Genomic DNA, 26581 nt, shown 5'->3' with positions numbered 1-26581 from the left:
TTTTTCTAAAACGTTTGATAGGTGATCATTCGCTTTTGAATAACTTAATCTGAATTGCTTTTGGAAAACTTGGACAAGTTTCTACACATAACCCACATCCTGTGCAACTCGATTGTGCAAAAACTGGTAAATTCCCTTTAAATTTAACGGTTTTTTCAATAGGGCAGGTAACAAAACAAGCATTACAGGTTGATTCCCCTGTTTTTTCATTGATACAAAATTCTTTTAAAAGTTTCGCCTTACCAAACTTTGGCGTCGTTTCGGACACTTCGTACGGTAATAATGCGTCTTCAGGACAAGCAGTGATACAAGGCCAATCAGAACAAAGGTGACAAGCTTTTGCATTTGGATCAAAATGTGGATATGTTTTTTCGGAATCTGTTGCTGTAACAGGGAATAAGACGGCGTAAGGACAGGCAAAAATACATTCGTTACAACCTGTACAGAGAGAAAAAAAATCTTTTGATGCTCCTGGAGGTAAAGACAGAGTTTGGAACATCTTTGTCTTACGTTTCCGAACAAGAGTCGGCTTACTCTTTTGTTTTGTTTTTTTGACGTTCTGTTTTGGATCGGATTTGGGTGTTTTTTTAGGGATTTGGTCTGTTTCTTCCTGCCAAACTTCTTTGATGGCTTCGGAAATTTCATCCGCTTTCGTAAAGGTGAATTGGAAAACGGATTTAAATCCTTCTCGGAAAAGATCCTTACGTTTCATTTAACTTGGAATTCTTTCGATTTGTGCCCCAAGTGACCTTAACCTTGTATCAATTGACTCAAATCCTCTGTCAATTTGGACTATGTTATGGATCTCACTTTGGCCTTCCGCACAAAGAGCAGCAATGATCATCGCCATTCCTGCACGTATGTCTGGGCTTGCCACTCGTTGTCCATACAATCGATTGGCACCAATCACAATGGCTCTGTGTGGGTCACATAGGATGATTTGGGCTCCCATCGCAATGATGTTGTCCACAAAAAAGAGCCGAGATTCAAAGAGTTTTTCATGGATGAGAACAGTTCCCTTACACTGTGTGGCAGTCACCAACGCAACGGATGTCATATCAGCTGGGAATCCAGGCCAAGGTGCATCATCAATTTTGGGAGTGGCACCATGGTAGTCGGGTATAATTTCCATTTTTTGGTCGGAAGGGACAAGGATACCAGTTTCTGTTGGTCGCACTTCGATCCCAAGTCGGGAATAGACCATTCGGATCATTCGAATGTCTTCCAAATTAACATCGGTAATGTGGATTTCCCCACCAGTTACGGCTGCTAAACTGATAAAGGATCCAACTTCCAAATAATCCGATCCTATGCGGTGTCTTAAACCACCACTGGGAGAAGAAAGAGAAGTGACACCTGTGATCGTTAGGTGGTTTGTCCCAATGCCTTCGATTTTGGCACCTGCCGCTTGTAAAAATCGGCAAAGTCCTTGTACATGTGGTTCGGAAGCTGCATTTCGAATGGTAGTTGTTCCTTCTGCAAAAACGGCTGCCATCACTGCATTTTCGGTAGCGGTCACCGATGCTTCATCGAGCAGGATGTCTTTCCCGAACAATCGATCGGCTGTGATCATATAACCATCTGGAAACACTTCAATTTTCGCACCAAGGGCTTCTAACGCAAGGAGGTGGGTGTCCATACGGCGGCGACCAATTTTGTCTCCACCAGGTTTTGGTAAAAATACACGCCCCGTTCTGGCAAGGATAGGACCTGCAAGAGTCACAGCCCCTCGGAGTTGGGAACAAAGTTCATAAGGTAAATCCGATTTCACTGGATTTTTTTTCTGAAAGAGGTAGGATCCTTTGGTATCGAGGGAAGTGATCTCCACACCAATGTGGCGGAGAACATCCATGAGCTTCTGGACGTCGGCAATTTCGGGTAGGTTTTCTAAAATCACGTCTCCTTCCCATAAGAGCAAAGCTCCTAGGAGTGGAAGTGCTTCGTTTTTATTTCCTTGGGGAACAATTGTCCCGTGGAGTGGATTTTTGCCGATAATTTTAAAGTAGGAAGAGCTCACCTTGCTTCCATTCGACACAACGGAGATATGAGGAAAAGTAATTTATGAATTTTATGGCACAAGTCGTTTGGATTTTTCCAAAATTTGATACAATCTACATCTTTTACATTTTTCTCATGGGCGTTGCAGCCTTTATTTACGTAAAGGTCATGAACTACTTACAAAACAAACAAACAAGTGTGGTAAACCACTGGGTGGAATTCCAAAGGTATGCCATTGCAAGAAAATGCAACCAAGTAGAACTCAATATCCTACATAGTTTTTATGACCATTTGAATGATGATGAACGAGAGATTTACCTTCTCCCTGAAAACAGGAACAAACTCAAAAATGCATTGTATCGTTATTTTCTAAAATCAAATGCAAATACAACTGAAAAGGAAGTGAATCTTTTTGATAAACTCTTTCGTTCTGGTGTTGAATTCAAAAAAGAAATTTTATCCTTAAACGATTTAACCGTTGGTGAGGTGGCAGCACTTGAAGCAGACGGACGAGAAGAACTCACCTATGTGATGCAAAAAACTTCCGATGAATTACTTTTGTCCACAAAGGGTTTGTCGAAGGACTTACTTGTTCCTGGAAAAGAAGCAAAATTATATGTATTCCGTCCTAGCAGTGGTGGTTATTTGTTAGATGGTAAAGTGATCAAAACAAATGAAAGTGGAGTCATTTTTCATTTTAATGGAAAAATCGAAAGAAAAGGGGAATCCCATTTGATGTTAATGGACAAAATGTCGATTACCGTTTCTCCTTGGCCACCTCCTGAAGAAAAAAAGGATTTAGAGTTAGATAAACATAAATTATTACTCAGCGAAGAAAACATTGATAAACAATTAGAAGTGTTAAAACGCATAGCCAAAGACCAAAAAGAAAATAACGAAAAAAAATTCGAAATCAAAGAAACCGCAAAACCATTCATCACACTTTCAGAACGATTGTCTGATAGAGGGATTTTATTTACCTTTCCTTCGGGAATTTCCTCTGAAATTTGGAAACACCAAGATTTATGGGAAGTCAGTTTTAGTTTTGATAAAGGACCAACCTTTCATATCCGTGCAAAGATGATGCCCACAAAACAAAAATCAGATGTATACTTATTACGATATGTAGATGCAGATGAAACCATGCGGAAATCTTTGTATGAAGAAATCCGCAAACGTGGTGGAGTGAGAGAAGTTTTAACGTAATCTAAACTTATAAACTTTCAGGAAAGGCACCTTTGGAAGGTGTCTTTAATTCCTTTGTTAATAAAATCAAATCCACTTTTGGAATCTCTTTTCCTGAAGTGAGTTTCACTCCAAGTGCTTCCCAAGAACCAACAGTTAACGAAAAAGACAATAGATACTCTACGTTTTGCATTTCTGGTAATTGGATGAAGGGTGTCCCTCCATGCATGACAAGGAAACGTTTGTTTGGAAATTTTTTAGCAAGACTCACAACATAAAGAATTTCAGGTTCCGAAGTGGAATCGAATAAATAAGTTGTATATGTTTTTTGTTTCACATAACTTCCAAATGATTTTGGGGGAACAGATTGGATTTTTTTCGATTTTAATACTTCTTTGAGTTTTTGGTTTTTCACAAAGGAAAGAGTTTGCTCTGGTAAAATCTGGGCAGTTTTTACGGCTTTTGGATAGGCACGGATTGAGTCTTCATTGATTTCTTTTGCAAAAAAAAGTGATTTACTGAGTGTTGTGTAACGATCGTTTCTTTCTTTTTCCCAAGTCGTAAGGAATTCTTTTTGTTTTTGGTTTTCCTCGTATACTGTTGGTAAGATGGAGTTTGCATCATAGATACCCAGTTCCAATTTTTTGCGAATTTGTTTTTGGACAGCTTCTTTTAAGATGTCACGTTCTTTTCCTTCTTTGTCTACAAAACGAAATTCTCCTTTTTTGTAAGCATCCATCAATTGGGCTTTGAATTTTTTGGCAGTTTCGCCCCAACTTGTCAGTAAAACGATATTGGCTCCAGCAAGGATTGTTAAAACACCAGGTCTGTCTTTTTCATAGTTTTTGGAAATGGCATGCATCTCCATTGCATCTGTAATAATAATCCCATCAAATTGTAGTGATTTCCGTAAAACATCTGTTAGAATTGTTTTTGAAAGTGTGGCGGGAAAATTAGGATCAATTTTGGGATACACGATATGAGCAGACATCACCGCTTCTGCCCCACCTTGGATGGATTGTTTGAACGGAACTAGTTCTAGTTTTTCCAATTCCTCTAGGCTTTTATTGATGATGGGAAGTCCGAGATGGCTATCGACTGTGGTATCCCCATGGCCTGGAAAATGTTTGATCACCGGTAAACAACCACCAGCCCTTGCACCTTTTTCATAGGCAACGGCAACTTCTGAAACTCGGTTTACATCCGATCCAAACGAACGAGTGTTAATGACTGGATTGAGTGGGTTGTTGTTGATATCTAAAACAGGTGCAAACAAAAAATTCAAACCTAAACTTCTCAGTTCATAGGAAGTGACAAAGCCGATGATTTCTCCCCATTCCTTTTTCCCAGTTTGTCCCACAGCCATGGCACCTGGGTAATGTGTGATCCCATCTTGAACACGGAATACACGGCCTCCTTCTTGGTCTGTTGAGATGAGAAATGGTTGTAGACCATTCTCTTTGGCAACGATTTGCAGATTTTCAGTGAGGGAGAGGATCTCTTCTTTTTTGCCTAGGTTTTTTCCAAAGAGGATGATACCACCTGGTTTTGTTTGTTTGATTTCATCCAATGCAATTTGGTCCACTGTTTTGGAAGGGATGGCAATGTGAATGGTTTGGCCTACCAGTTCTTCTTCCGACATACTGTTTGTGATTGACCATGCTTTTTCATCCAACCATCGTTTCCGTTCGTTTGCTGCCAGTTCCGTGAGGTAAAAACCAAAACAATAAGAAGATCCAAAAAATCCGAACAAAAGGAAGAGGGAAAAGGAGGTACGTAAAAGAACTTGGTTCATAGAGTATGATTGTACGTTTTACGATCCGCTTTTCTAAGACAACTACGAAAAATCTCTCATATGTTTTTGGTTTGGGTCGTCTGAGTATCTAGTGGATGATTTTTATAAAAACATAAAACCCAGTTCTCAGTTCCAAAGTATTTTTGAAGAAACAACCGTTGCCAAAGTTCCCGATGATTGGTTTGTCCTCATCACTGATATTGTGGGCTCCACAAAAGCAATTGAGGAAGGACGCTATAAAGATGTGAACACTGCAGGTGGACTGACTGCCATTGCAGTTGCCAATGTGTATGGGCATATGGACTTTCCATTTGTATTTGGTGGAGATGGTGTCACCTTTTTATTACCCATCAATTTATTATTCCCCATTCGTTCTGCCATTGCAGATACGATTTTACAAGTGAAGTCTGCTTTTGGACTTACGATGAGAGCCGGTATTGTTCCTGTACAAGAATTATACCGAGCGGGAACGGAATTATTTTTAACAAAATTCAAAGCTTCAGATCATTACGTACAATGTTCCCTCTTTGGAACGGCACTTCCACTTGCGGAACAATGGATCAAAGAAGGCAAAGACGAATCCTATTTGGTCCGTGAAAATGAAAAAATCCTACCTGCCGACTTCACAGGCTTTACTTGCCGTTGGAAGGATGTCCCAAGTGAAAGAGGGGAAATTGTATCTCTCATTGTCAAACCAAACCATTCCGATTTAGAAGTTTGTAAGAAGATCGTGATACGAGTGTTAAACTTTATCAAGTCGGAATATGGAGAAGAAAAGGAATACCATCCTTTAAGCCTTGGTCAAATCAAATTGGGATCAGGTGGTGAACTCAGGAAAGAGGCAATCGCAAGGACTGGCAATCATTCTGGATTCAAATTTGCACTTACCTTAATCAAAATTTGGATCGAAAGGACAGTGATGGCCCTTGCCATAAAATGGAAATTGCCATTAAAGTCTGGTCATTATTCCTTAGATCGATTAAAGGAATACCAGGTGATGAGTGCTGATTTTCGGAAATATGATGGCACACTTAAAATGGTAATCGATGGGACAAAAAAACATAGATTGGCACTAGAGACATTCTTACAAAAGTTAGAAGGTGAAGGATTGTTACACTATGGACTTTTTGTATCCAACAGGTCACTCATGACCTGTGTTTTAAAAGTGGCATCCTCAGATGAGGTTCATTTTGTAGATGGAGCGGATGGTGGATTTGCCATGGCCGCCAAATCACTGAAGGAAAAACTAAAAGGGAATTAGTCCCTTATTTTTTTTTCCTGATGTGATTGTTCACTTGTATCTATCATCATCTGATCCTATCGTACTCATAAAGATTACTGTTGCACACAGATTAATTTCTTCGTAGCAGAACAAATGGATTCTTGGCTTGTGACACTTGTGTTTGATGCCATGGTCCAAGTTTGTCCATACATATAAGAACTTGGTGTAGAAGGACAGTTTTGGTACGTAAAACCATTACAGTTGTGACGGTATGTCAATCCATCACCCGTACACGTAGGAGTTAATCCTTGTGTTGCTGCTGTTAGGCTTGTTGTCATCCCTGTCCAGTACTGATCTCCCACTGTAGAAAACGAACGAGAGATACTTGTTGGATCAAATCCAGCGGAACCATTTGCTACAAATAAACTCGTATGTTCATCACTACAATTGGTATACCCAGAACTATTACAACGGTAATAATGATAACCAGCAGTTAACACCCAATTGGTTCCATTGGGAACTCGATCATTTGTAACTCCACCTGCGCTATCACTGACAATCAAAGCCTTATAAGTTCCAGCGGGAACTCCACCAGGTTTGTTATTATTACATGTATCATCAGCACCAAACACACCTTGTGCGGTCATTTCTCCATTATAACTAGAGGTAGTCACAAAAATTGCTTTCCCGGCTGGTTCATCGTCTTCGTTGGTGATGGAATGGTCACTGGGGCTAGTTGCATTTTGGTAATTTGTGTCGGTGTTTGCAACCATGGAGAGTTGGATGTCAAAACTTTGGTTTCCATCCGAATAGGTATCATTAAGACCCACAACAGTGAAGGTTTGTTTTTTGGCAGAACTTGCACATCCACTATCAGAAGCATTGCCAGGTTCTACTTCACTATTCACAGGGAAGGTAATGGGGGAAGATGTGATGGTCCCACATTCGCCAGCAGATGCGGTTCCAGCAGAGTAGGATTTGCAACTGATATTGAGAACCACAGGTTGTGTTGGGTTATTGCCACCTAAACATACCGATACCGTAGCTGTGTTGCTTGTTCCTTCACGAGTGTTTCCCACATGTGAGATATAAAATGATTTTTCATCATCAGTTGTGGCAGCATAAACATCAATCGGATTGTAGGAAAGGCCTCCCGTTGATAAAGCCGTTGTGACAGTCCAGTTTTGGGTTAGATCCACAAGGATATCATCTACGTGTGTGAGGACAATTTGGTTTGCCCCACCTGATTCCATGAAATTATAGTTAGATGAGGATACAGTGACACTTCCAGGAACTGTCCCTTCTGTTGTATCGGAACTAGTGAGGCCAATCGTGATATCGGAACTTGGTGCCGTTTGGGAGATCATCCAAATATTCGTAGACCCTCCTTCCACAGCAGACAAACGGTTGCTAACAGTACCAAAGGACGAACCTGAAAAATTACATGGTTGGAGGAGGTTGGTTCCATCATTATCACAGGAACGTACAGAAAAGGTTGGTTCTGCAACCGTTGTATTGTATGTGGCATCGGATGAGGATGCGACAAAGGAAACGGTATAGTCCGCATTTCCTGTGTTTGCTGAGTCTGATTTCCCTTCGACTTGGAAGGTTTGGTATACATTCCAATCCGATGTCGTAAAACTGAGAGTTGGTGTCAGGATATTACATTTATTCCCGCAATTGGAAGAAAAATTAAGTGTAACCGTATTTGTGGGTTTGGTGCGGAGTTTGATTTGGAATTGTGAGTATTTGGTTCCAAATCGATTACTTTCATCTGTTGCAAATCGATTGATCGCTCCACCTGATGCACCAGTAGTTCCTGTTGTGGCATCAAACCTTTGGTAGGCGTAACCGGGAACACTTTGGTCACGGTTGTAAACCACAACGTTTCTTGGTTTGATTCCATTATAATCGGCGTCAGAACTACTTGTATTCGATACTTCCACAGTATACACTTTGATGCCGTCAATTTCCAAATCATCAACGGATGTGATCGTAACATCTTGGGGTGTACACCAATTTCCGGTTCCTGGGCATGCACCAGTTGTGAATGTGAGTGTCTTTGGATTGGCTGTTGCTTCGCGGTTACTAGCGTTGACGGAATCATACACTTCATTGATGGGAATGGTAACATTGGCAGTTGGTGCCGTACGCAATACCACTTGGAACGAGCCACTAGTTGTTGTTGCGGATGGGCCTGGTTCTTCCATCACTGAGGAGATATTGGAAACGCGTACACCGGGTCCTTCATCATCCTCTACCGCAACAGAAATATCACAGGCATCTTTTCCAGTGTACGTACCAGAAACTTCTTCACCACTACCGTTTTTTTGTGTCATGGTTCCAAGGGCCACTGCCATTGGATCTACTTTTGCACTCCTGACAGCATCTTGAACCACAGTAAATGTAAAACATTGTCTTTGTGTGACTCCGTTGCCAGTAAACGTGAGTTTGGTGGGGATGGCAACATCGGGAGCAGGAAAGGTTTTTAATGATATGATCCTTGTTCCATAACTGGAAGTCACGGAAACAGGAATTTCCAAACTCCCACTGAAGGGAGCGTTCGGATAAATACAGGTTTGGAAGGATTTATAACCCCATGAAGTCCCACCATCAGTATCCACATCGTCTAAACCATTTTCATTCACTGTGCTAAAGGTTGAGTTAACATCTCCATCTTCCGAAAGGGAAACAAGTTTGGTAGTGATGGTCACATCAGAAGAACAAGTAGAAGTTGGATTCCCGAATGTTCGTTCAAAACGTTCGCTGATACCAAATAAAAGATTATCTCCGGCAGATGCGGCTCCACTACATCCCACTAGGAGTGATACTAATAATAATGACAAGGATGATGCCAGTCGTTGTTTGGTGGAGTTCATACTAAATTTCCCGTTAACCAATCTTTTTTTATAAAACAATAAATGGATGCCTTTCCATTCATGGCAACGACAATCTCATTCTTGTGTAGAAAGAATGTACAAGTAACGTACGTTAAACAATGTTTATTATAGACGCTAAGATTGGTAAGCCATTCCATTCATTCCGTATTTTTACTAGGCAAATGTGGCAAAGATACGTTAAATTGAAGGAAATAGTTTGAAATTAATTTCCAATGATCTCCTGATAGAATTATCAATTGATTTCTATTCTTGGTGCAAAAGATAGGGACAGTTCGTTCTATGTTTAGAAAATTATTGTTCACTGTATTTTCGTTATCCGTTACCTATTGCCAGACGACCACCAAACCAGAGTGGATTGAATCAGAGGCCTTCCAAAGATTTTGTGGTTGTGTTCATATTGATGAATCGAAACCCAGTGAACATTTAGGAAGTTTACCTGTAGGTTCTCTCGATAAATTAGGAACTCCTGATTATTTAGAAAAATTATACAAGGGACTTCGAAGTGATTTTGAACACACAGGAACTCCCTTCGAAGAAGTAGGCGGAAGTTTAGTTGCCAAAGGTGTCGAACTCAAACGAATCGAAGACGATGAAAAAAGACTTCGTGAACTTCTCATCATCATTGACGGAGACGTTGCCTTCCCTTCAGGAAAATCTACATTAACTCCCAAAGCAAAAGAACTCATCGCAAAAGTAGGGGATGCCATGGAAGCCTATCCAGAAACCAATTGTCGGATTGGTGGTCACACTGATAGTGTTGGGGCATTTTCCATGAATTTAAAACTCAGTAAAGAAAGATCTCAATCTGTAAAAAAAGAACTCAAACTTGTCCATAAAATCGCAGAAGAACGATTTAAGGAAGTGGATGGTTATGCTGATTTACATAAGATCGTAGATACGATGTTAGCTGAAAAGAAAAATCGTAGAACTGAAATTTACGTAGGGACAGTTCGCATTGTTTACTAAGAATTTAAATCAAAAAAAATACCAATCAGTTCTTTATACTGTACTCATTTTAAGTTTTGTATTGAGTGGAAATCGGTTATCCGCAGAAGAAACAAATAAGGCGAACCAGAGTGTTGAACCAAAAAAGGATTCGGTAGTTACCCCAGAAAAAACAAATCCAAGTGTGGCTCCAAAAACCGAAACAACTTCGGTTACTGAACCACCAAGTACAAATCCACTTGTGGGTTTGGAACGGAGAGAAGACAACCAAACTCCAATGGAGATTTTTAATAAAGTTTACGAACACCGATTGATGATTCGAAGTGGATTTGGTTTTGGAAAATTATCTCCAGCGATCCTGAATGAAACTGGACCTGCTTGGTTCCAAAATTCCTTATTTCGACAAATCACAGAACCTGGTGCTCCACTTGCCATTCCTTATAAACCTGCAAAAGATTTAGGTGTTAATTCGCAGTTTTTTGACATTCGGTATGGTTATAAAAATAAATACGAAATCCAATATGCCGAAGATACTACGTTAGGTGTTTATAGCCGTAACCTTCCTGCTTCCAATAATTTTATTTCTCCAAGGACAGATGCTTATTGGGCAAGTAGTTTTGAAGGGAACCGATTACTCCGTTTTGAAGGAGTCAGTCAAAATTTACGATTTTCCTACACACATCCTGTTACGAAAATATTGATGGTGGGACCATCGATCAATTTCCATCGTTATACGGAACGAAACAATATTTCTTATGGCTCTTATTCGACAAGTCGTCCCGAAGCAACCGTTCCGAATAAAACCACTTGGTCAATTGGTGGTGATGCCAATGCAGAATATTCCATGAAAGGGATATTACCAGGTATTTATTCAAAATTAAAATTAAGAGATTGGTGGGAGATCCGAGCACGTTTGGAACTTCTGGACAGGAAAGGGAATTTTTCTGTGTTAGGTTCTCAAATCATCCAAGAAGTATTTAATGATAATTCCTCTTCTCTCACAGCAGTCATCCCTGCGTATGGTGGAAGGGTCAGAGACAAAGGAACCATTTTAAATTTGGAAACATCTTTCCAATACTGTCGTTTTTCTTTGGACATAGGTATGATCCGCCAAGATATCAAGCGAACCTATGAAACCTATTTGGGAGATACAGTGGGGTCAGTCCCAAGAAGTGATTATTCTGCCAGAAGCGTTTACATCGGATTTTCGGAAATGTCAACATCCATCAAACATACTGTTACAGAATTTTATATCATGCCAGGGGTTTCCTTTTATTATGACGAAGATAAAATTTATTAGGAGATAGTTCTTCTTTTCTTTATTTTTTTCTTTGGAATTGGTTTTGGTATTCAAATTGGTTCGCTAAAAATGTTTGCATTTTCTTAGATTCAGACCAATCTAATGAGTGATGCCTTACTTCATTACAATTCTATCACTGTTACTCCTCATCCAATGTGGGAATCCTTCCAATCCAGAGAACGAAAAGAAAACGGGAATTCCCACTGAAAATCAAACCAAAAGGATTCTTTATTTTGGAGATTCCTTAACTGCTGGATATGGCCTTCTGAATTATGAAGATGCATGGCCTCATGTTCTCACAAATCGAATCAATGCAGAAGGGTATTCTTACCAAATGACCAATGCGGGTGTGTCAGGTGATACAACGAGTGGAGGACTTGGGAGATTGGAATGGGTGCTCGCAGAAAAACCTTCCATCTTTGTTCTGGAATTAGGTGCAAATGATATGTTACGAGGCATTAGCCCAACAGTCACAAAAGAAAACCTCCGAACCATGGTAAAACAAATTAAATCACAATACCCGAACACCAAAATTTTGTTAGTTGGTATGATGGCTACACCGAATATGGGGAAAAAATATGCCTCCGCTTTTAATACGATTTATCCTGAACTTGCAAAAGAAGAAAACATTCCACTTGTTCCGTTTATCTTAGAAAAAGTGGCAACCATTCGCAAACTCAACCAAAAGGATGGTATCCATCCGACGGAAGCCGGCCACAAATTGGTTGCGGACACGGTGTATCCCTATATCAAACCCCTCTTAGAAAAATAAGATTCTTCTCCTTCCGAAGTCCCTTTTGGATGGAGAGATAGTCGTCGACAAAAAACGAACTCGAGAATCCTTTCCTTTGCCTAATTGATCCCGCCCGTTACGATTCTGTTAGGTGGCATCACCACCTGGATACCCCCACCAGTGAAACCGAACTCATCTCCAAACCCAATTGGGATGGATTTCCATTCATGCTTTTTCGACTTTTTTCCTTGCCGATTTGATTAGGTTCCAAATGATGGTTTCACAAACCTTCTGCGGGAATAGCTCAGCGGTAGAGCATCTCCTTGCCAAGGAGAGGGTCGCGGGTTCAAGTCCCGTTTCCCGCTAATGAAGGTCTTCTTCTTTTTCTTTCCACTACACTCTCTTTTTTTACACTGGATATAATACGATGGAATTTACGGCTAAAAAAAATAACAACGCAACTTGTGACCTCAGCATTCAATTTAGCGCTGACGAAGTCCGCACCGCCTACTCACAGGCTTACAAAAATGCAGCTGAAAAAGTAAAAATCCCTGGGTTTCGACCAGGCAAGGCACCACTCAATATGGTGGAAAAAGTCCTAGGTGACTCCGTCATGGACGATGCTGCCAACATTATGTTAAACCAAGCAATGGCAGACCTCTTTGACAAATTGGAACACAAACCAATCCGTTTGCCACAATTCCAAATGGAAACCTTTGATAAAAATACGGGTGCAAAAGCAAAAGCCACTTACGATACAAAACCGGAAGTCACCTTACCAAAGTTAAAGAAAATCAAAATCCAACCAAAAGAAATTAAAATTTCGGATGCAGACATCCAAAAGGAATTGGAAGGAATCCAAAAAAACATGGCTCGTAATTCTTTGAAAGAAGAAGGCGAACCGGTTGAAGCAGCCGACCTTCTCGAAATCAATTATAAGTTCAAAGAAACAGGAAAAGAATACCCGGATCAAAACCAAACAGGAAAATTCCAAATGGGTGCTCCCCAAAACCCACCAGGTTTTGAGACCAATCTCCTTGGAATGAAACTGAATGAAACAAAAGAGTTTACATTCACTTACCCAGACGTGTATCCCGCATCTCCTGAGTCTGCTGGAAAATCCATCATATACACAGTAACAGTGACTGCGATTTACAAGGTAACATACCCTGAAATCAATGATGACTTTGCTTCCGAAGTGGATGGTTCTGCTAACTTACAAGAGTTAAAAGAAAAAACTAAAAAACAGTTACTTGAGATTTTTGGAAATGCACTCACCAAACGTGCAACAGATGATGCTTACAACGAAATCATCAAAGAATCCAAATTCATCATCCCAGAATCCCTCATTTACGAAGAAACAGAAACTGTATTCAAAAACTTCATGCGTGAATTTGGCCTTCCTGTCACTTCTCTTTCCGACTACGCAAAACGCCTAGGAAAAGAAGAAAAAGAAGTAAGGGAATCTTTCTCCAAAGCTGCTGAAAAACGCATCCAAACTTACATTTTGAAGCAAAAAATCGCTGATGACTATAAAATTGTCATTTCTGACGAGGAAGTAGAGGCCGGTTACGAAAAAGAGGCGTCTGCCCAAGGAATTCCTGCCGAAACTCTCAAAAAAGAAGTCCAAAAACAGAAGGCGGAAACCTACTACCGTGACAAATTCCTGTTTGATAAAATCGACGAGTTTGTTTACGCTGAGGTAGAGAAAAAATCGCCAAAAGCAATTTCAACGGAAGAAGCTGAGAAAATTCTTAGCGGGAAAGAAGAGTAAACTATGTCCACACTGATGCCTTATGTCATTGAACAAACAAGCCGTGGCGAACGCCAATACGACATTTTTTCACGGTTATTAAAAGATCGGATCATATTTTTAGGTTCTGCCATCGACGAAACCTATGCAAATGTGATTTCCGCTCAACTTTTGTTTTTAGAAGCGGAAAACCCAGACAGAGATATTTATCTCTACATCAATAGCCCTGGTGGTTATGTGAGTTCTGGACTTGCGATTTATGACACAATGCAACTCATCAAACCAGAAGTGAGAACTCTTTGTATTGGGCAGGCATCTTCTATGGCTGCTCTTTTACTTGCTGGTGGTGCCAAAGGAAAACGTTCTGCCCTTCCAAATTCACGAATTATGTTACACCAACCTTATGGTGGAGCAGGTGGGCAAGCATCTGATATTGAAATCTCCGCGAAAGAAATCATCAAGATTAAGGACAAACTCATCGATCTTTATGGTAAACACACAGGAAAGTCTGCTGACCAAATCCGCAAAGACACTGAAAGAAATTTCTTTATGAGTGCAGATGAAGCCAAAGAATACGGCATCATCGACAACGTGATCCAAGAACGCAAACAAATGCCACAAGCCTAAGGGGGCGTCTCCATGACCAAACGTGCAAGCCAAACGGGTAATTCCAGAGAAAAATTACATTGTTCTTTCTGCGGAAAGGCCCAAGACGAAGTAAGAAGGCTTGTCGCAGGTCCTGGTGTTTATATCTGCGATGAATGTATTTCCTTATGTAACGAAATCATCGCAGAAGAACCACAAAGCGGTGAAAAAACCGCAATCGTGGGTGATATTCCAAAACCAACTGAAATCAAAAAAATCTTAGACCAGTATGTGATTGGGCAAGAACAAGCAAAAAAAGCTTTATCTGTTGCCGTTTACAATCACTACAAACGAATCTTCCATAACGAACGTAAGGCGGGCGATGTTGAATTGGAAAAATCCAACATCATGCTCATTGGTCCTACTGGATCTGGAAAAACCTTACTCGCACAAACACTCGCTAGGATTCTAAAGGTTCCTTTTGCCATCGTCGATGCAACTGCTCTTACGGAAGCAGGTTATGTGGGCGAGGACGTAGAAAACATCATCCTCAAACTCATCCAAAATGCTGACAATGATGTGAAACGTGCTGAAATGGGAATCATCTACATTGACGAAATTGATAAAATTTCTCGTAAATCCGACTCAGCTTCCATCACCCGAGATGTGAGTGGAGAAGGGGTCCAACAAGCCCTTCTTAAAATCATTGAAGGAACTGTTGCCAATGTGCCTCCACAAGGTGGACGTAAACACCCTCACCAGGAATACATCCCAGTCGAAACCAAAAACATCCTCTTCATTTGTGGGGGAGCCTTTGTGGGTCTTACTGACATCATCAAACAACGAGTTGGTGTTAAATCAATTGGATTCCACTCGAATGAAGTGGTAAACGACAAAGGAAGGAAAATCGAAGAAGGGGAATCGGTGGTACACCATGTAATCCCTGATGATTTGATGAAATTTGGTTTGATCCCAGAATTCATTGGACGACTTCCTATCATTGCCACTCTCGATGAGTTAACGATTGAAAGTTTAAAATCTATTTTTACAGAACCAAAAAACTCCCTTCTCAAACAATACCAAAAGATGTTTGATATTGAGAATGTAAAACTCAAGTTCACTGAATCTGCAATTGAAGCAATTGCGCAAACAGCGATCAAACGGGAAAGTGGGGCACGGGGACTTCGTGCGATCGTGGAAGAGATCATGATGGAACTCATGTTCCAGATCCCATCTAGAAAGGATGTTTTGGAAGTGGTTGTCACTGACGAAACCGTTCTCAAAAAAGAAGCACCGATTACGATTCTAAAAGGTGATATCGAAAAGATCGCCTAAATTCTGTTTGCTCATGCGAACAAAAGTTTCCTTTTGGGTGTTTTATATGTCGTTTGGTATTTGGTTTATCCAATGCCATTCGGCAAAAGAGATTCCCACTGGTCCACCAATCCCAACCACAAAACCCATTGAATCCTCGATTGAATGGATCAAAATCAAAGAATCGGTTTATATCCACAAAAGTTTTGGCAGTTTCCAAGGAAAAACCTATCCGTCCAATGGACTTGTGGTTTTGACGAATAAGGGTGTCATTGTCATAGACACTGCTTGGACTGAACCACAAACCGAAGAACTCATCCAATCCATTCAGGCAAAGTTTCAAAAACAAATTGGTTTTGTCATTCTGACTCATGCACATGACGACCGTATGGCGGGAGTCTCATCCTTTCAAAAAAGGAAAATCCCTGTTTATAGCACCCAATTGACAGCTAAATTAGCCAAGGAAAATGGATATGGAATTCCAAGTCCCATCCTAGACATCCAAAGTCGTTTGTCCTTGGGAAATGTTTCTGTGGAAGTGTTTTACCCAGGGCATGGGCATTCTCCAGACAATATAGTCGTTTGGCTTCTAGACACACATATCCTCTTTGGAGGGTGCCTTGTGAAAGCTTTGGAAGCGGAAGATTTAGGGAATCTGAGAGATGCCAATGTGATGGAATGGGAATCCGCAGTCAAACGAGTGCTCACTCGGTATCCAGATGCGGAGGTGGTTGTGCCAGGGCACGGAAATTGGGGGAAACTCGATTTACTCCGTCATACAATCCGGTTACTTGTTTCGCCGAACCACTAAGATCGAAAGTTTTTCCATTGGGTTTGTGAGGTTTCGTTCGCGTCCTAGAGCACTCATTTTTTTTGCAATGGCGAGTAACATTTGTCTCGAAGAACTAGGCCTTAGGTCAAGTAAGTAGTCCACAAATTCTTCCATGATTTCAAATGATGTGAGTCCAAACTGAGTGAGAGTTCTGTCACTTGCCCAAACCAAATAATCTCCCACTTCGATCCCATCTGCCATTGAGATTGGATGTTTATGATTGGGATACCAATGGTCATCCCCACTTCCTTCAATCACTTGGATGCCATGATCAGAAAATTGGAAGATGGGCATATCCATGTAATGTAAAAAAGACATTTTATCATCTTTGTTTTGGATCACAAAGGCAGAGAGTTTTAATTTTAGAAAAGCAAATTGGTGAAGGGCAAATTTTAGTTTTTCCAGTAATTCTTCCGTAGAAAAAAGTCCATCTCCAAAGGAAGAGACAATGCCATGGATGAATATTTTTTCTGAAGACTCTAAAATTCCAGGTTCCATGTGACCTGCAATGATTCCAAAAAGTCCATCTTTTGCGCGTACGATACGAATGTAATCAGCTCCCGCATAACGCATCACTGACGGGAATACTGCTACATCAAAACCAGGTGAATTTGGGATTTTAATATCTGGAATTTGTTTATTTAAGGAAGTTGCTTGGATTGTTTTCCAATCAAACTTGTTTTCAAATTGTTCTTCTCCAAGTCCCTCTTCACCTTGTAATAGAGTGAACATGACTGATTTATAAATTTTGTACTCATCAGAGTTACGATTTAAGTTACGTATGTCTTTAGGGATTTGGTTTTCGCTATCTTGGATATGAAAAATGATATGGAGGATGTATTGGTATAAAAATCCAAGAAAATAATATACGATAAAACTAATGCACAATGCCAAAAGAAAAGAACTATAAATCCCAACTAAATTAAAGTTAAGGGTGTTTTCACCTTTTGGATTTTGCCAATGTGTGAATGTGAATTCAGCAAATAAAAAATGAATGAAAAAAAATAAAAAACTAATGACTCCAAGTAAAATGGGAAGTTTAACTCGGTAACTCATTTTGAATCAGTGGCTTCCAATACTCTCATTAAAATTGCAGACAAAAAGAATAAAAAACTAAGTGGTAATAGTAACATGAGCATCGAAAAAACATCGGGCCCTGGTGATAATACTGCTGAGACAACTGCAATGATGAGAACCGCTTCCCTCCATCGGGAAATCAGGAACCTAGAAGATAATATACCAATTCGACCGAGTAAAATCAGCACAATCGGTAACTGAAAGGATGCCCCAAAGACTAGGTGTAAGTTAAAAAACAAATCATAGTATTCATCAATGGGAAGGTAAGGATCCACTCCATCTGGTCTTAAGACCACTAGGAACACTCGTAAAAAATTTTCGAAGACAGTAAACCAACAAAGAGCAAGGCCTGACCAAAAGAGTAAGGTAGAAAACAGAATGATGAACTTTCCCCATTTTTCTGTCCTTGGGTTGACCGCGGGAGCAATGAAGCCCCATAGGATGTAGAGTAAAAATGGAAGGGAAACAAGGACCGACAAAATAAAGGACGTTTTCAAATAGATGAGAAACGGTGCCATGAGTTGGATCTGGAAAAAATGGGCATCTGGCCCAAGCACCGATTTGTATGGTTGGATGAGAATACTATGGATCTCACTTCCAAAGTACAAAGTTCCAATCATAAAAACAGAAACGACTAAGATGGAATAAATAAGTCTTTGCCGAAGTTCTTCTAAATGGTCACCCAGGGACATATATTTTTCCCTGGTTTCCGAATCTTCCGGCAGTGGTAGTGCGGTTCTTTTTTTGTCGACCAATGGTGGAATTAAGCTTTTTTCTTTTTAGTGGATTTTGCGTTGGACTGAGACGTCTGTTTTGGTTCTTCCACAGGAAAACTGGTTTGAGTCGGTTCCTCGTCTTGACCAGTGAGTGACTTTCTAAATTCCTTGATCCCGGAACCTAAGTCTTTGGCAAGGCTTGGCAATCGTTTTCCACCAAAAAAAAGTAAGGCTAAAAATACGATGAGTGCAATCTCCCACGGTCCTAGATTAAAAAAAGCAATAGGTGCTTGAAAAGAAAACGGATTGGATGGCATATTTCCCTCTTAAGGCAAGAGTTATGCAAACGAATCTGGAAGCAAGCGGAATGATAGAATTCTTTAAGGTCTTGCCAAACCTATTTTCTGGGGGTGTGTATCTCACCGATCCCAAATCTGGCCAAATTTTATTTTCCAATGAGTTTTTTAAGGATAATTTAGGATGTAAAAAACCTGGCAAAGATTGTTTGGAATCTGATTTACTTGCTTGGGTATTTAAGGATGACAAGGAAGCATTTTTAGAACAGATCCTCTCTCCAAACAAACGAAATGATCGCGAACAAATTGTAGGGGATTATAGGTTTCAGATGCCAAACGAAACGCTTGTTCGCTGGTTCCAGTTTGAAAAAAGAAAAGTGAACATTCCTGGAGTGGATTCAGTTCTAGATCTTGTGTTTGTGAGAGACGTCACAAATGAAAAAACAAATGAAATCAATATAGTAGAACAAATCCAATTTTTCCTAGGTCTTTTTGAAAACGCATCTGTGGGTATGGCATTACAAGACTGGGAAGGTGGTTATTTTCGTATCAATCCAAGGTTCACAGAAATCACTGGGTATAGTTTTCAGAACCTAACAGACCTTAATATTCGTAGGATCAAAGGGGAACCCATTTCCGATGAAGAAATGGAATACTTTAGTTTTTTCAAAGAAGGTGCAGAAGAATCTAAGCTCACTCGAAAGGATGGCCGACGAATCAATGTTTACCGACGAATTAGTGCGTTCCGTAATTCACAAGGAAAACCAGATTTTTATTATGTATTTTTGGATGATGTCACTGAAAAAAAACAATTAGAATCCTATCAGTTACACTCTCAAAAAATGGAAACCATTGGAAGTCTTGCTACCAATATAGCACATGACCTTAATAATTACTTACAACCAATCCATGTCTTTTCACAACTTGGAAAAGAACAAATCACTTTAGGGAAATTTGACCAAAACCAAATTCTTGATTATCTTGAAAAAATTCGAATGGGTGCAGATAATGCTCGTTCGATGATTCATCGAATTATCGATTATTCTAAAACAAAAAATGAACATTCTGTTTCCAAAATTGATATATCATCGGTTGTGGAGTCCACGATTCCATTACTTGTTGCTGGATTACCTAAAAACGTAGAAGCACAATTCGATTTTTTCAAAACACCTTTGATGACAAAAGTTGATGTTGTTCAGTTTTCTAAAATTTTATGTGAATTAACTTCAGGCGGTATTTTTGTTTGGGATGATAGGAAACGTGGACTTGTCCAAATCCAAACACAACCCATGGATGAAGTAAGGTTACTCATTTCCTTGGAATTTACAGGATTGTCCTTACCCGGTTTATCGGAATTAACCACCTTGGATTTGGTAAATTTTCGAGATGAGGATTTCCAATGGACTGGAATCCATTTAATCAATCGTTATGTGAAGAATTGGGGAGGTGAGTTTTATTTAGACAAACCAGACCCCATGACATTAAAGGTATTCATTTACTTACCTTTGGAGGAGTCAATAGCTGTCCACAATCCATACAAATTGAATCCCGAACCAAAACCAAAAGATGTTTGGTCTGAAATCTCAAAGAAAAAAATTTGGATCGTGGAAGATGACGAGGCAGCAAGTGAGGCAATTTGCTTTGTTTTATCTCAAAAACAAATCAAACCAAAAGTTTTTTCAACTTCTTCAGGAGCGATCCAATATTTGAATGAAGAGATTCCTGATTTCGTTTTATCAGATTATCGTTTACGAGAAATGAGTGGCCTTGTTATGATTCGTAAGATCAAACAATTATCAGCTGATGTTTCTGCTGTTTTGTATACAGGAAATATGGATGGGTTAGACGCAGAAGAACTTTCTAAAGAAGGGATATTGGTTCGGTCCAAACCAATATCCGTTGATGAATTATACGAATCGATTCTGTTATCGTTTGGATTTCTTTGATTTTTTGAATTCTTCAGCACCCGTAGTCTCTTTGATGAATTGGATCATTTCCTTTTCGATCAGTGTTTTGTCAGACTTTACATATTTGGAAAGAAGGACATGAGCCCCATCTTCGATTTTTAATAATCGGTTTTTAGGATTGGCATTTGGTCCTTTTTGGATTTTGTCGAATACATCTAACATTGCTTTTATGGAAGCAACAAAATCATGTTCTCTTTCGGATTTATAATAATACATTAAAAGGGTAGGTGTGCTAACCTTTGGGTAAGGATTTTCTTTATCCATAAATCGTTTTAGATCCAAAATATTTTGAATGGCACCGTAGTATTGGTCCAAATACCAATACTTAGCGGATTCATCCTTTGGATCAGTTTTAGAAATTCGAATTTCACCTTTGATGGCATCTATGAAAGATTTTCCCCAATATAATCGGAAGATGTGAGCTGTGGGATCATCAAAATCATAAAAAGGAGACGCGAGGATTAAACTATCAATTAAGTCTGGGTGTTTTGCGGCAAGGTAAGTTGCAATGTTTCCCCCCATACTTGTTCCGATAACTACTGTTTTGTGTCCTAATTCTTTCGAATAAAGTAAACTATCTTCTGCGTCTTGTAAGTATTTTTGGAATGGAGTGTTGAGGTGGTCTTCGATATTTGTTCCATGGCCAGGCAGGCGTACATAATAAGTATTGGCACCAAAGTATTCGCTCAGTTTGTTTGTGACTTCTTCCCCTTCACCTCGGCTTGCACCAAATCCATGTAGGTATAAAATTGCAATTGGTGTAGGTTCATCTGAAACTCGGATTAAATATTCTTCATTATTGGGTTTTGTATTTTCTTTTTTACTGATCTCAAGTTCATTTTGGTAAAAGCTTTCGAAATTTTCGAATTTTCGAGTGGAATCATAATTGTATTCACCAGTAGACCAATTGTAAGTGGATAGTAGAAAGGAAGAAAGAATGAGAGTGATTGCGGTCACCCATTTGATTATTAATCTCATCGAGGTTCTCTTGTTACGAAAGGTAAATACTACAAATTTAGGAATTCTGTTTCTAATTCAAGTCAATTTGTTCATTTTCTGTCACAAAACGAATGAAGAACATATGTTCTGGACTCCCATCGTGCCTGATGTAGCAAAAACAACTGCTGTTTATGGAACCATCCAAAATCCAACTGATTCTGATGTTTCCATCCTTTCCGTTTCTAGTAACCAATACAAAACTGTTGAATTCCATACGATTACCACGGACAAAGAAGGGATCATGAGGATGAGAAAAATAGACTATCCGATCGTTATAAAACCAAAGGAATCAATTGAACTTTCACGCAACGGCACACACCTTATGTTATATGAGAAAGAAAATTCAAGTGGTGAACTTTTGATTCAAATTCATTTTTCAAATGGGTTGGTTCAAAAACACGTTGTGGAGAAAAAATCATTATGAAGAAAATTTTAGTTCTTAGTTTTGCCATATTCCTTTTATTTAATATTCTACAATGTGGTTCGGCAATTGAACTCACAGAACTTCCAATAGGTGGAAATATTGAAGCCTTGGACAAATCGGGAACGAATGTGAATTTCAAAAATTTCAGTGAGCCTGTTTTACTTGTTTTTTTTGGTTATACATATTGTCCTGATTTTTGTCCGAATACATTGGCAAAAATCAAATCTGCGACAGAACATTTTTCTGAAATGGAAAAGAAAAATTTCCGTGTAGTGTTTGTTTCTATCGATCCAGAAAGGGATTCTACAGAAACCGCAACGAAGTATGTTCAGTTTTATATTCCCAATTCGATTGGTTATAGTTTTGATCCGAGTACAACCAATCGATTGTTAAAACAATATGCTGCTTATGTGGAAAAAACGAAAGATGGTTTGGCTTTTGATCACTCGACGTATCTTTATGTTTTGGATTCCCAAAGGAAAACTCGAAAACTCATCAAGTCAACCGATGGGAAAGAGGTAATTTCCAAAACGATTTTGGCTTTAAGCAGCAATTCCGTTCAATCGAAGTAATGCTTGGATGTCTGGATCTTTTCCATAAAAATCACGGAAAAGATTCATGGCATTGGCAGAACCACCTTTTTCCAAAACAGTTTTTCTGAAATGGGAAGCGTGTTCTAAATCAAACACTCCTTTATCTACAAATGAATAAAATGCATTCGCAGACAATAGTTCCGCCCATTTATAAGAATAATAACCTGCAGCATAACCACCTGCAAAGATATGAGTGAACGAGTTTTGGAATTTGTTATACGAAGGAGGAACAACAACAGCTATTTCCTTCCTAACTTGGTTTAATATTTCTTGAACTCTGGCTTCGTTTGGTTTTTCTTTATGAACCAACATATCAAATTTTGCAAATTCGATTTGTCGAACAACTCCCATGGCAGACATAAAGTTTTTTGCTTTCACCATTGTCTCGATATAAGAGTTGGGAATCGGTTCTTTTGTTTGGTAATGTTTCGCAAACAGTTGTAATACCTTTGGTTCATAGACAAAGTTTTCGAGAAATTGAGAAGGAAATTCTACCGCATCCCATTCTACTCCATTGACTCCACTCACAAATGCTTCATTCACTTTAGAAAGTAAATGATGGAGTGCATGTCCTAATTCATGAAACAATGTAACAACATCACTTGGTCTAAGTAAACTTGGTTGAGTGGCGGTTGCTTTTGGAAAACTTGCTACGACAAAGGCGATGGGAAGTTCTGTATTGCCAGATTCGTCTTTGAAATGGGGTTTCCAGTTGTGCATCCATGCCCCACCTTTTTTATCACTTCGCACTTCCAAGTCTAAGTATAAACGGGAACGAGTTTCCCCTTCCACAACCAAGTCATAACAAAGGACTGACGGTTCCCATACACTTGTTTTCACTTCTTGGAACTTAACGCCAAGCAGTTGCTCCAAAAATTGAAAGGTTCCATGAATGACAGTTTCTTTTTCCAAAAATGGTCTATAAATTTCTTCGTCATACGAAAAAGATTCTTTTTTTAATTTTTCTGAATAGTAAGTGAGATCCCAAGGTTCCACTTGAGTTTCTCCCATTTTTTTAGCGAAAGATTTGATCTCTGTGTATTCTTTTTCTGCAATCGGTTTCGCTTTTTCTGCTAAGTGGTCGAGAAACGTTATCACTTCTTCTGGAGTGTTGGCAACTTTTGTAGCCAAACTCAAATGTGCATAGGTTTCAAATCCTAGAAGTTTTGCTTCTTTGTCTCTTAAATCTAAAATTGTTTCAATGAGTGCACCATTTTCTGGAGCCCTTGTACAATAGGCATCATAAAGTTCTTTTCTGATCTTTCGGTTTTCGCCATAAGTCATATAAGCAATGTAAGATGGGAAATGAAGTGTAAACTTATAGGTTCCATCTTCTTGTTTGGCTGAATTTTTGTCACTTTCTGGAATTCCTTTTACATCCTCCTCTTTCAAATAAAGGGCAAAAGCATTTGTTGCGTTTAGCACATTTTGAGAAAATTGGTTGGTAAGATCAGATAACTGGATACGGATGTTTTTCAGTTCTTCCTTTGTCGTTGGATTGAGTCCAACACCTGACAATTGGAAATCTCGAATTTCATTCTCTAAAACTTTTTTTTGTTCTTCATTGAGTGATTTGTCAGTGGATTGGATTTTGAGTAGGGCTGCATAAATTTCTTCATTTTGTCCTAAGTCTGTATAATATTCACTTAGTTTAGGCAACAATCGACTGTAAATTGTTTGGCTTTCTTCATTATTTTTAACTGAGTTAATATGTGATACTTCAGTAACCAAATCCCCAAGTTCTGTTTGTATCCTTTGGTATGGTTTCAAAAAATTTTGAAATGAGAGGGGACTTTTTTTGAGAAGAGATTGGATGAATTCTTTGTTCGACTCCATTTTCTTTAAAATGGTCGATTCTTTTTGTGATAAATTGTCGGAATGAAATTCTGGAAACATCTGTACCTCTTAGGAATTAGACTCGATTTCGAATGCTTATCAACCAATTTGGAGTTAAGGGGAAAGTCTGCCAGTGGAAAAAAGGAAAATTGTTTTCTTCGATGGAGTGTGCCATCTTTGTATGGGTTCGGTTCAATTTTTATTGAAACTCAACAAAACAGAATCTCTCTCCTTTTCTGCAATTGGGTCCAAAACTTTTTTAGAACTCATTCCCGAACCTGCGAGAAATTCCCTACCTGATAGCATTTTGTATTGGAAAGAAGGTAAACTCTACCAAGAATCAGATGCCATCCTTAGTATCACAAAGGAATTAACTTTCCCATGGCGATTGGGAGTTCTCTTTTGGTTAGTACCTAGATCACTCCGCAATTTTTTGTATCGTTTGATCGCCAAACACCGGTACCAGTGGTTTGGCAAAGCGGAAACATGTATGGTACCAACACCCGAATTGAAACAAAGGTTTTTAGACTAAGGTTCTTTTTTTACAAGTACTAGTTTTAAGGTTTTGTTTCGATCATATGCATATAGGGAGATGGGTTCTCCCATTTGTTTCAGTTTGAATCCCATGGAATCAAATAGAATTCGATCAGAGTCTGTCATAAGAATGGTTCCATTTACCTTCATGAATTCGTTCCATTCGATTTCTTTGATGGGTCTATGAAAATAAAAGGCAAAACTTGGGATTCCAAGTCCACCATACGAATATAAGGTTTCATTTGTTTGGATTCGCCCTTTGGCAATTTCAGCTAATGATTTTGTTTCCCTTCTCATTTCATTAAATTTTGGTAAAACGATAAATCCAATCACAAGGATCATCAGAATCGAAGTTGTTAAGTACAACCTGTATAAGTAAATCTGATTGTGTTTTTTCGATAATTGTTCAGCAAGTAAGATGGAAAGGATTGGGTAAGCAGACAGAGGATAGGAAGGGAGTTTACTCGATAGAAACTCATAAAAGATCCATGAGAAAACGAGACCAATCATCAAAAAAGAGCGAGGGGAGAGTGGCAAAAGAATCCCATTCCGAAAGGAGGAAAAAATAGAATCTTTGATTTCCTTTGCATTCAAATGAGACACGAATCTCCAAAACATTTCTTTTAAAAATGAAAGATAAATCCTTGTCCATGGGAAAAGTGTTATCACAAATAACACCAAATAGGTGCCAGGTGGTCCTGATTGTCCAAAAACTGGATTCGTGGCCCTACGTAAGATGTACCAATCGACCATCCATCGAATGAGAATCCCTCCATCTTTTTGCCATGAAAAATACCCCCAAAGAAAAATGGGAAAAAGAGCCATCGGTAATCCGAACCAGGGATGGAGTTTCCAAATGATGGGTCGTATCTTTGCAAAAAAGAGTAAGAGAAAACAAGTCCCTCCTAAAAAGATAAGGATGGGTGGTCCTTTGATGAGAACACCGATACTCACAGAACACCAAAATAGTAAAGCATAGATCCATTTTGATGTTCTGATAAAATGATGAAGGTTTACAAATCCCAACATTCCAAAAAAAACTAATAGGGAATCGACAAGTGCGATTTTTCCGTTGAGTGGAAAATAAAGAGAAAAACTCAAAATACTAAATGCATACAAAGCTGTTCTGCTATTGAACATAACGTATGCTAAATGGTATGTTAGAGCTGCGGTTCCAAGAATACAAATTGTGGGAAACAACCTTAGAACAAACTCACTTGTTCCAAAAGTTTGGAAGAAAAAGGATGTGATCCAAAAATGAAGAGGTGGTTTTCTGTGAGGTTCTGAATAGGGGAACTCCATGTTGAGATAATCTCCAGTTTCCGCCATGGTCCTCGCAAAACCTGCATAGGCAGCTTCATCCTGGTCTATCAGCGGAGAAACATTCCCCCAAAACAAATATACAGACAGAATTAAAAATAATAGGAAAAAGGTTCGTTTTGGTGTGAAAAATTGCACATTCCTAGAAGCAAAAACCCTCTCACCCTTGTCAAAACCAAATTTTAGAAACATCCTTTGTATCCATTTTGTAACAAAACTGGAATCAAATTGGAAAATAGATTTTGTAAACTTTTCCC

General features: G+C 39.2%; 23 protein-coding genes and 1 tRNA gene. 14 read left to right on the top strand and 10 right to left on the bottom strand.

The window, feature by feature from the left end:
* Positions 1-25: 25 nt before the first annotated feature.
* Both CH354_RS00555 and murA read right to left on the bottom strand, forming a co-directional pair.
* Positions 26-712 (bottom strand): 4Fe-4S dicluster domain-containing protein, encoded by a 687-nt coding sequence (locus CH354_RS00555; protein ID WP_100726348.1) that lies wholly within the window; start codon positions 710-712, stop codon positions 26-28.
* Complete coding sequence (murA, locus tag CH354_RS00550; protein WP_100716403.1) at positions 713-2017, bottom strand: UDP-N-acetylglucosamine 1-carboxyvinyltransferase; 1305 nt, start codon at positions 2015-2017, stop codon at positions 713-715.
* Between the two features lie 44 nt (positions 2018-2061).
* Between murA and CH354_RS00545 the strand changes: the two genes are divergently transcribed.
* Positions 2062-3204, top strand: coding sequence for a hypothetical protein (locus tag CH354_RS00545; protein ID WP_100726349.1), 1143 nt, complete (start codon positions 2062-2064; stop codon positions 3202-3204).
* Between the two features lie 7 nt (positions 3205-3211).
* Here the strand turns inward: CH354_RS00545 and CH354_RS00540 are convergent, their stop codons facing one another.
* Positions 3212-4978: a glycoside hydrolase family 3 protein gene (locus tag CH354_RS00540; RefSeq protein ID WP_100766260.1), complete on the bottom strand. Its 1767-nt coding sequence runs from the start codon at positions 4976-4978 to the stop codon at positions 3212-3214.
* Between the two features lie 91 nt (positions 4979-5069).
* Here CH354_RS00540 and CH354_RS00535 point away from each other — a divergent pair, with 91 nt between their 5' ends.
* Positions 5070-6239, top strand: a complete 1170-nt coding sequence (locus CH354_RS00535; RefSeq protein WP_100766259.1) for a DUF3095 domain-containing protein — start codon at positions 5070-5072, stop codon at positions 6237-6239.
* Between the two features lie 74 nt (positions 6240-6313).
* Here the strand turns inward: CH354_RS00535 and CH354_RS00530 are convergent, their stop codons facing one another.
* A complete protein-coding gene (locus CH354_RS00530; RefSeq protein WP_100766258.1) occupies positions 6314-9079 on the bottom strand; it encodes a hypothetical protein in 2766 nt (921 codons plus the stop codon).
* Between the two features lie 300 nt (positions 9080-9379).
* Here CH354_RS00530 and CH354_RS00525 point away from each other — a divergent pair, with 300 nt between their 5' ends.
* From CH354_RS00525 to bla, 8 genes are all read left to right on the top strand, one after another.
* Positions 9380-10066 carry an OmpA family protein gene (locus CH354_RS00525; protein WP_100726352.1) on the top strand — a complete coding sequence of 229 codons (687 nt, stop codon included), beginning with the start codon at positions 9380-9382 and terminating at the stop codon, positions 10064-10066.
* Positions 10056-11345 (top strand): hypothetical protein, encoded by a 1290-nt coding sequence (locus tag CH354_RS00520; RefSeq protein ID WP_100726353.1) that lies wholly within the window; start codon positions 10056-10058, stop codon positions 11343-11345. Before CH354_RS00525 ends, CH354_RS00520 begins: the two co-directional genes overlap by 11 nt.
* Before the next feature lie 109 nt (positions 11346-11454).
* Complete coding sequence (locus CH354_RS00515; RefSeq protein ID WP_100726354.1) at positions 11455-12117, top strand: arylesterase; 663 nt, start codon at positions 11455-11457, stop codon at positions 12115-12117.
* A 254-nt stretch (positions 12118-12371) separates the two neighbouring features.
* Positions 12372-12443 (top strand) — tRNA-Gly (locus tag CH354_RS00510).
* A gap of 62 nt (positions 12444-12505) precedes the next feature.
* Positions 12506-13852: a trigger factor gene (gene tig, locus CH354_RS00505; protein WP_100716411.1), complete on the top strand. Its 1347-nt coding sequence runs from the start codon at positions 12506-12508 to the stop codon at positions 13850-13852.
* A 3-nt stretch (positions 13853-13855) separates the two neighbouring features.
* Positions 13856-14458 (top strand): ATP-dependent Clp endopeptidase proteolytic subunit ClpP, encoded by a 603-nt coding sequence (gene clpP / locus CH354_RS00500; RefSeq protein ID WP_100716412.1) that lies wholly within the window; start codon positions 13856-13858, stop codon positions 14456-14458.
* A 12-nt stretch (positions 14459-14470) separates the two neighbouring features.
* On the top strand, positions 14471-15751 hold the full coding sequence (gene clpX, locus CH354_RS00495) for an ATP-dependent Clp protease ATP-binding subunit ClpX (RefSeq protein WP_100716413.1): 1281 nt from the start codon (positions 14471-14473) through the stop codon (positions 15749-15751).
* A 13-nt stretch (positions 15752-15764) separates the two neighbouring features.
* Complete coding sequence (gene bla, locus CH354_RS00490) at positions 15765-16541, top strand: subclass B1 metallo-beta-lactamase (protein WP_100726355.1); 777 nt, start codon at positions 15765-15767, stop codon at positions 16539-16541.
* Here the strand turns inward: bla and rktP are convergent.
* From rktP to CH354_RS00475, 3 genes are all read right to left on the bottom strand, one after another.
* Complete coding sequence (rktP, locus tag CH354_RS00485; protein WP_100726356.1) at positions 16518-17618, bottom strand: Arg-Lys translocation region protein phosphatase RktP; 1101 nt, start codon at positions 17616-17618, stop codon at positions 16518-16520. The two genes, bla and rktP, sit on opposite strands and share 24 nt — an antisense overlap.
* A complete protein-coding gene (gene tatC / locus CH354_RS00480; RefSeq protein WP_100716440.1) occupies positions 17615-18331 on the bottom strand; it encodes a twin-arginine translocase subunit TatC in 717 nt (238 codons plus the stop codon). Before tatC ends, rktP begins: the two co-directional genes overlap by 4 nt.
* A gap of 71 nt (positions 18332-18402) precedes the next feature.
* Positions 18403-18672, bottom strand: a complete 270-nt coding sequence (locus CH354_RS00475) for a Sec-independent protein translocase subunit TatA/TatB (protein ID WP_100716416.1) — start codon at positions 18670-18672, stop codon at positions 18403-18405.
* Positions 18673-18695: 23 nt separating this feature from the next.
* On the opposite strand from CH354_RS00475, the gene CH354_RS00470 reads away from it, so the two are divergent.
* Entirely contained in the window at positions 18696-20597 is a 1902-nt protein-coding gene (locus tag CH354_RS00470; RefSeq protein WP_100726357.1) for a hybrid sensor histidine kinase/response regulator, read from the top strand.
* Here CH354_RS00470 and CH354_RS00465 read toward each other — a convergent pair.
* On the bottom strand, positions 20577-21596 hold the full coding sequence (locus tag CH354_RS00465) for an alpha/beta hydrolase (protein ID WP_100728655.1): 1020 nt from the start codon (positions 21594-21596) through the stop codon (positions 20577-20579). The genes CH354_RS00470 and CH354_RS00465 overlap by 21 nt on opposite strands.
* Positions 21597-21699: 103 nt before the next feature.
* Between CH354_RS00465 and CH354_RS00460 the strand changes: the two genes are divergently transcribed.
* Both CH354_RS00460 and CH354_RS00455 read left to right on the top strand, forming a co-directional pair.
* Positions 21700-22041 (top strand): copper chaperone PCu(A)C, encoded by a 342-nt coding sequence (locus tag CH354_RS00460; RefSeq protein WP_238760647.1) that lies wholly within the window; start codon positions 21700-21702, stop codon positions 22039-22041.
* Complete coding sequence (locus CH354_RS00455) at positions 22038-22613, top strand: SCO family protein (RefSeq protein WP_100766256.1); 576 nt, start codon at positions 22038-22040, stop codon at positions 22611-22613. The genes CH354_RS00460 and CH354_RS00455 overlap by 4 nt, the downstream gene beginning before the upstream one ends.
* Here the strand turns inward: CH354_RS00455 and CH354_RS00450 are convergent.
* Positions 22584-24530, bottom strand: a complete 1947-nt coding sequence (locus CH354_RS00450) for a M3 family metallopeptidase (protein ID WP_100716421.1) — start codon at positions 24528-24530, stop codon at positions 22584-22586. The two genes, CH354_RS00455 and CH354_RS00450, sit on opposite strands and share 30 nt — an antisense overlap.
* 67 nt (positions 24531-24597) lie before the next feature.
* Between CH354_RS00450 and CH354_RS00445 the strand changes: the two genes are divergently transcribed.
* Complete coding sequence (locus CH354_RS00445; RefSeq protein WP_100726358.1) at positions 24598-25002, top strand: thiol-disulfide oxidoreductase DCC family protein; 405 nt, start codon at positions 24598-24600, stop codon at positions 25000-25002.
* Here the strand turns inward: CH354_RS00445 and CH354_RS00440 are convergent.
* A complete protein-coding gene (locus tag CH354_RS00440; protein ID WP_100726460.1) occupies positions 24999-26462 on the bottom strand; it encodes an ArnT family glycosyltransferase in 1464 nt (487 codons plus the stop codon). The two genes, CH354_RS00445 and CH354_RS00440, sit on opposite strands and share 4 nt — an antisense overlap.
* Positions 26463-26581 lie beyond the last annotated feature (119 nt).

Source organism: Leptospira levettii (assembly GCF_002812085.1).
Taxonomy (GTDB): domain Bacteria; phylum Spirochaetota; class Leptospiria; order Leptospirales; family Leptospiraceae; genus Leptospira_A; species Leptospira_A levettii.
The sequence above is the reverse complement of the archived record's forward strand: the minus strand, read 5'-3'. Positions and strand labels throughout refer to the sequence as shown.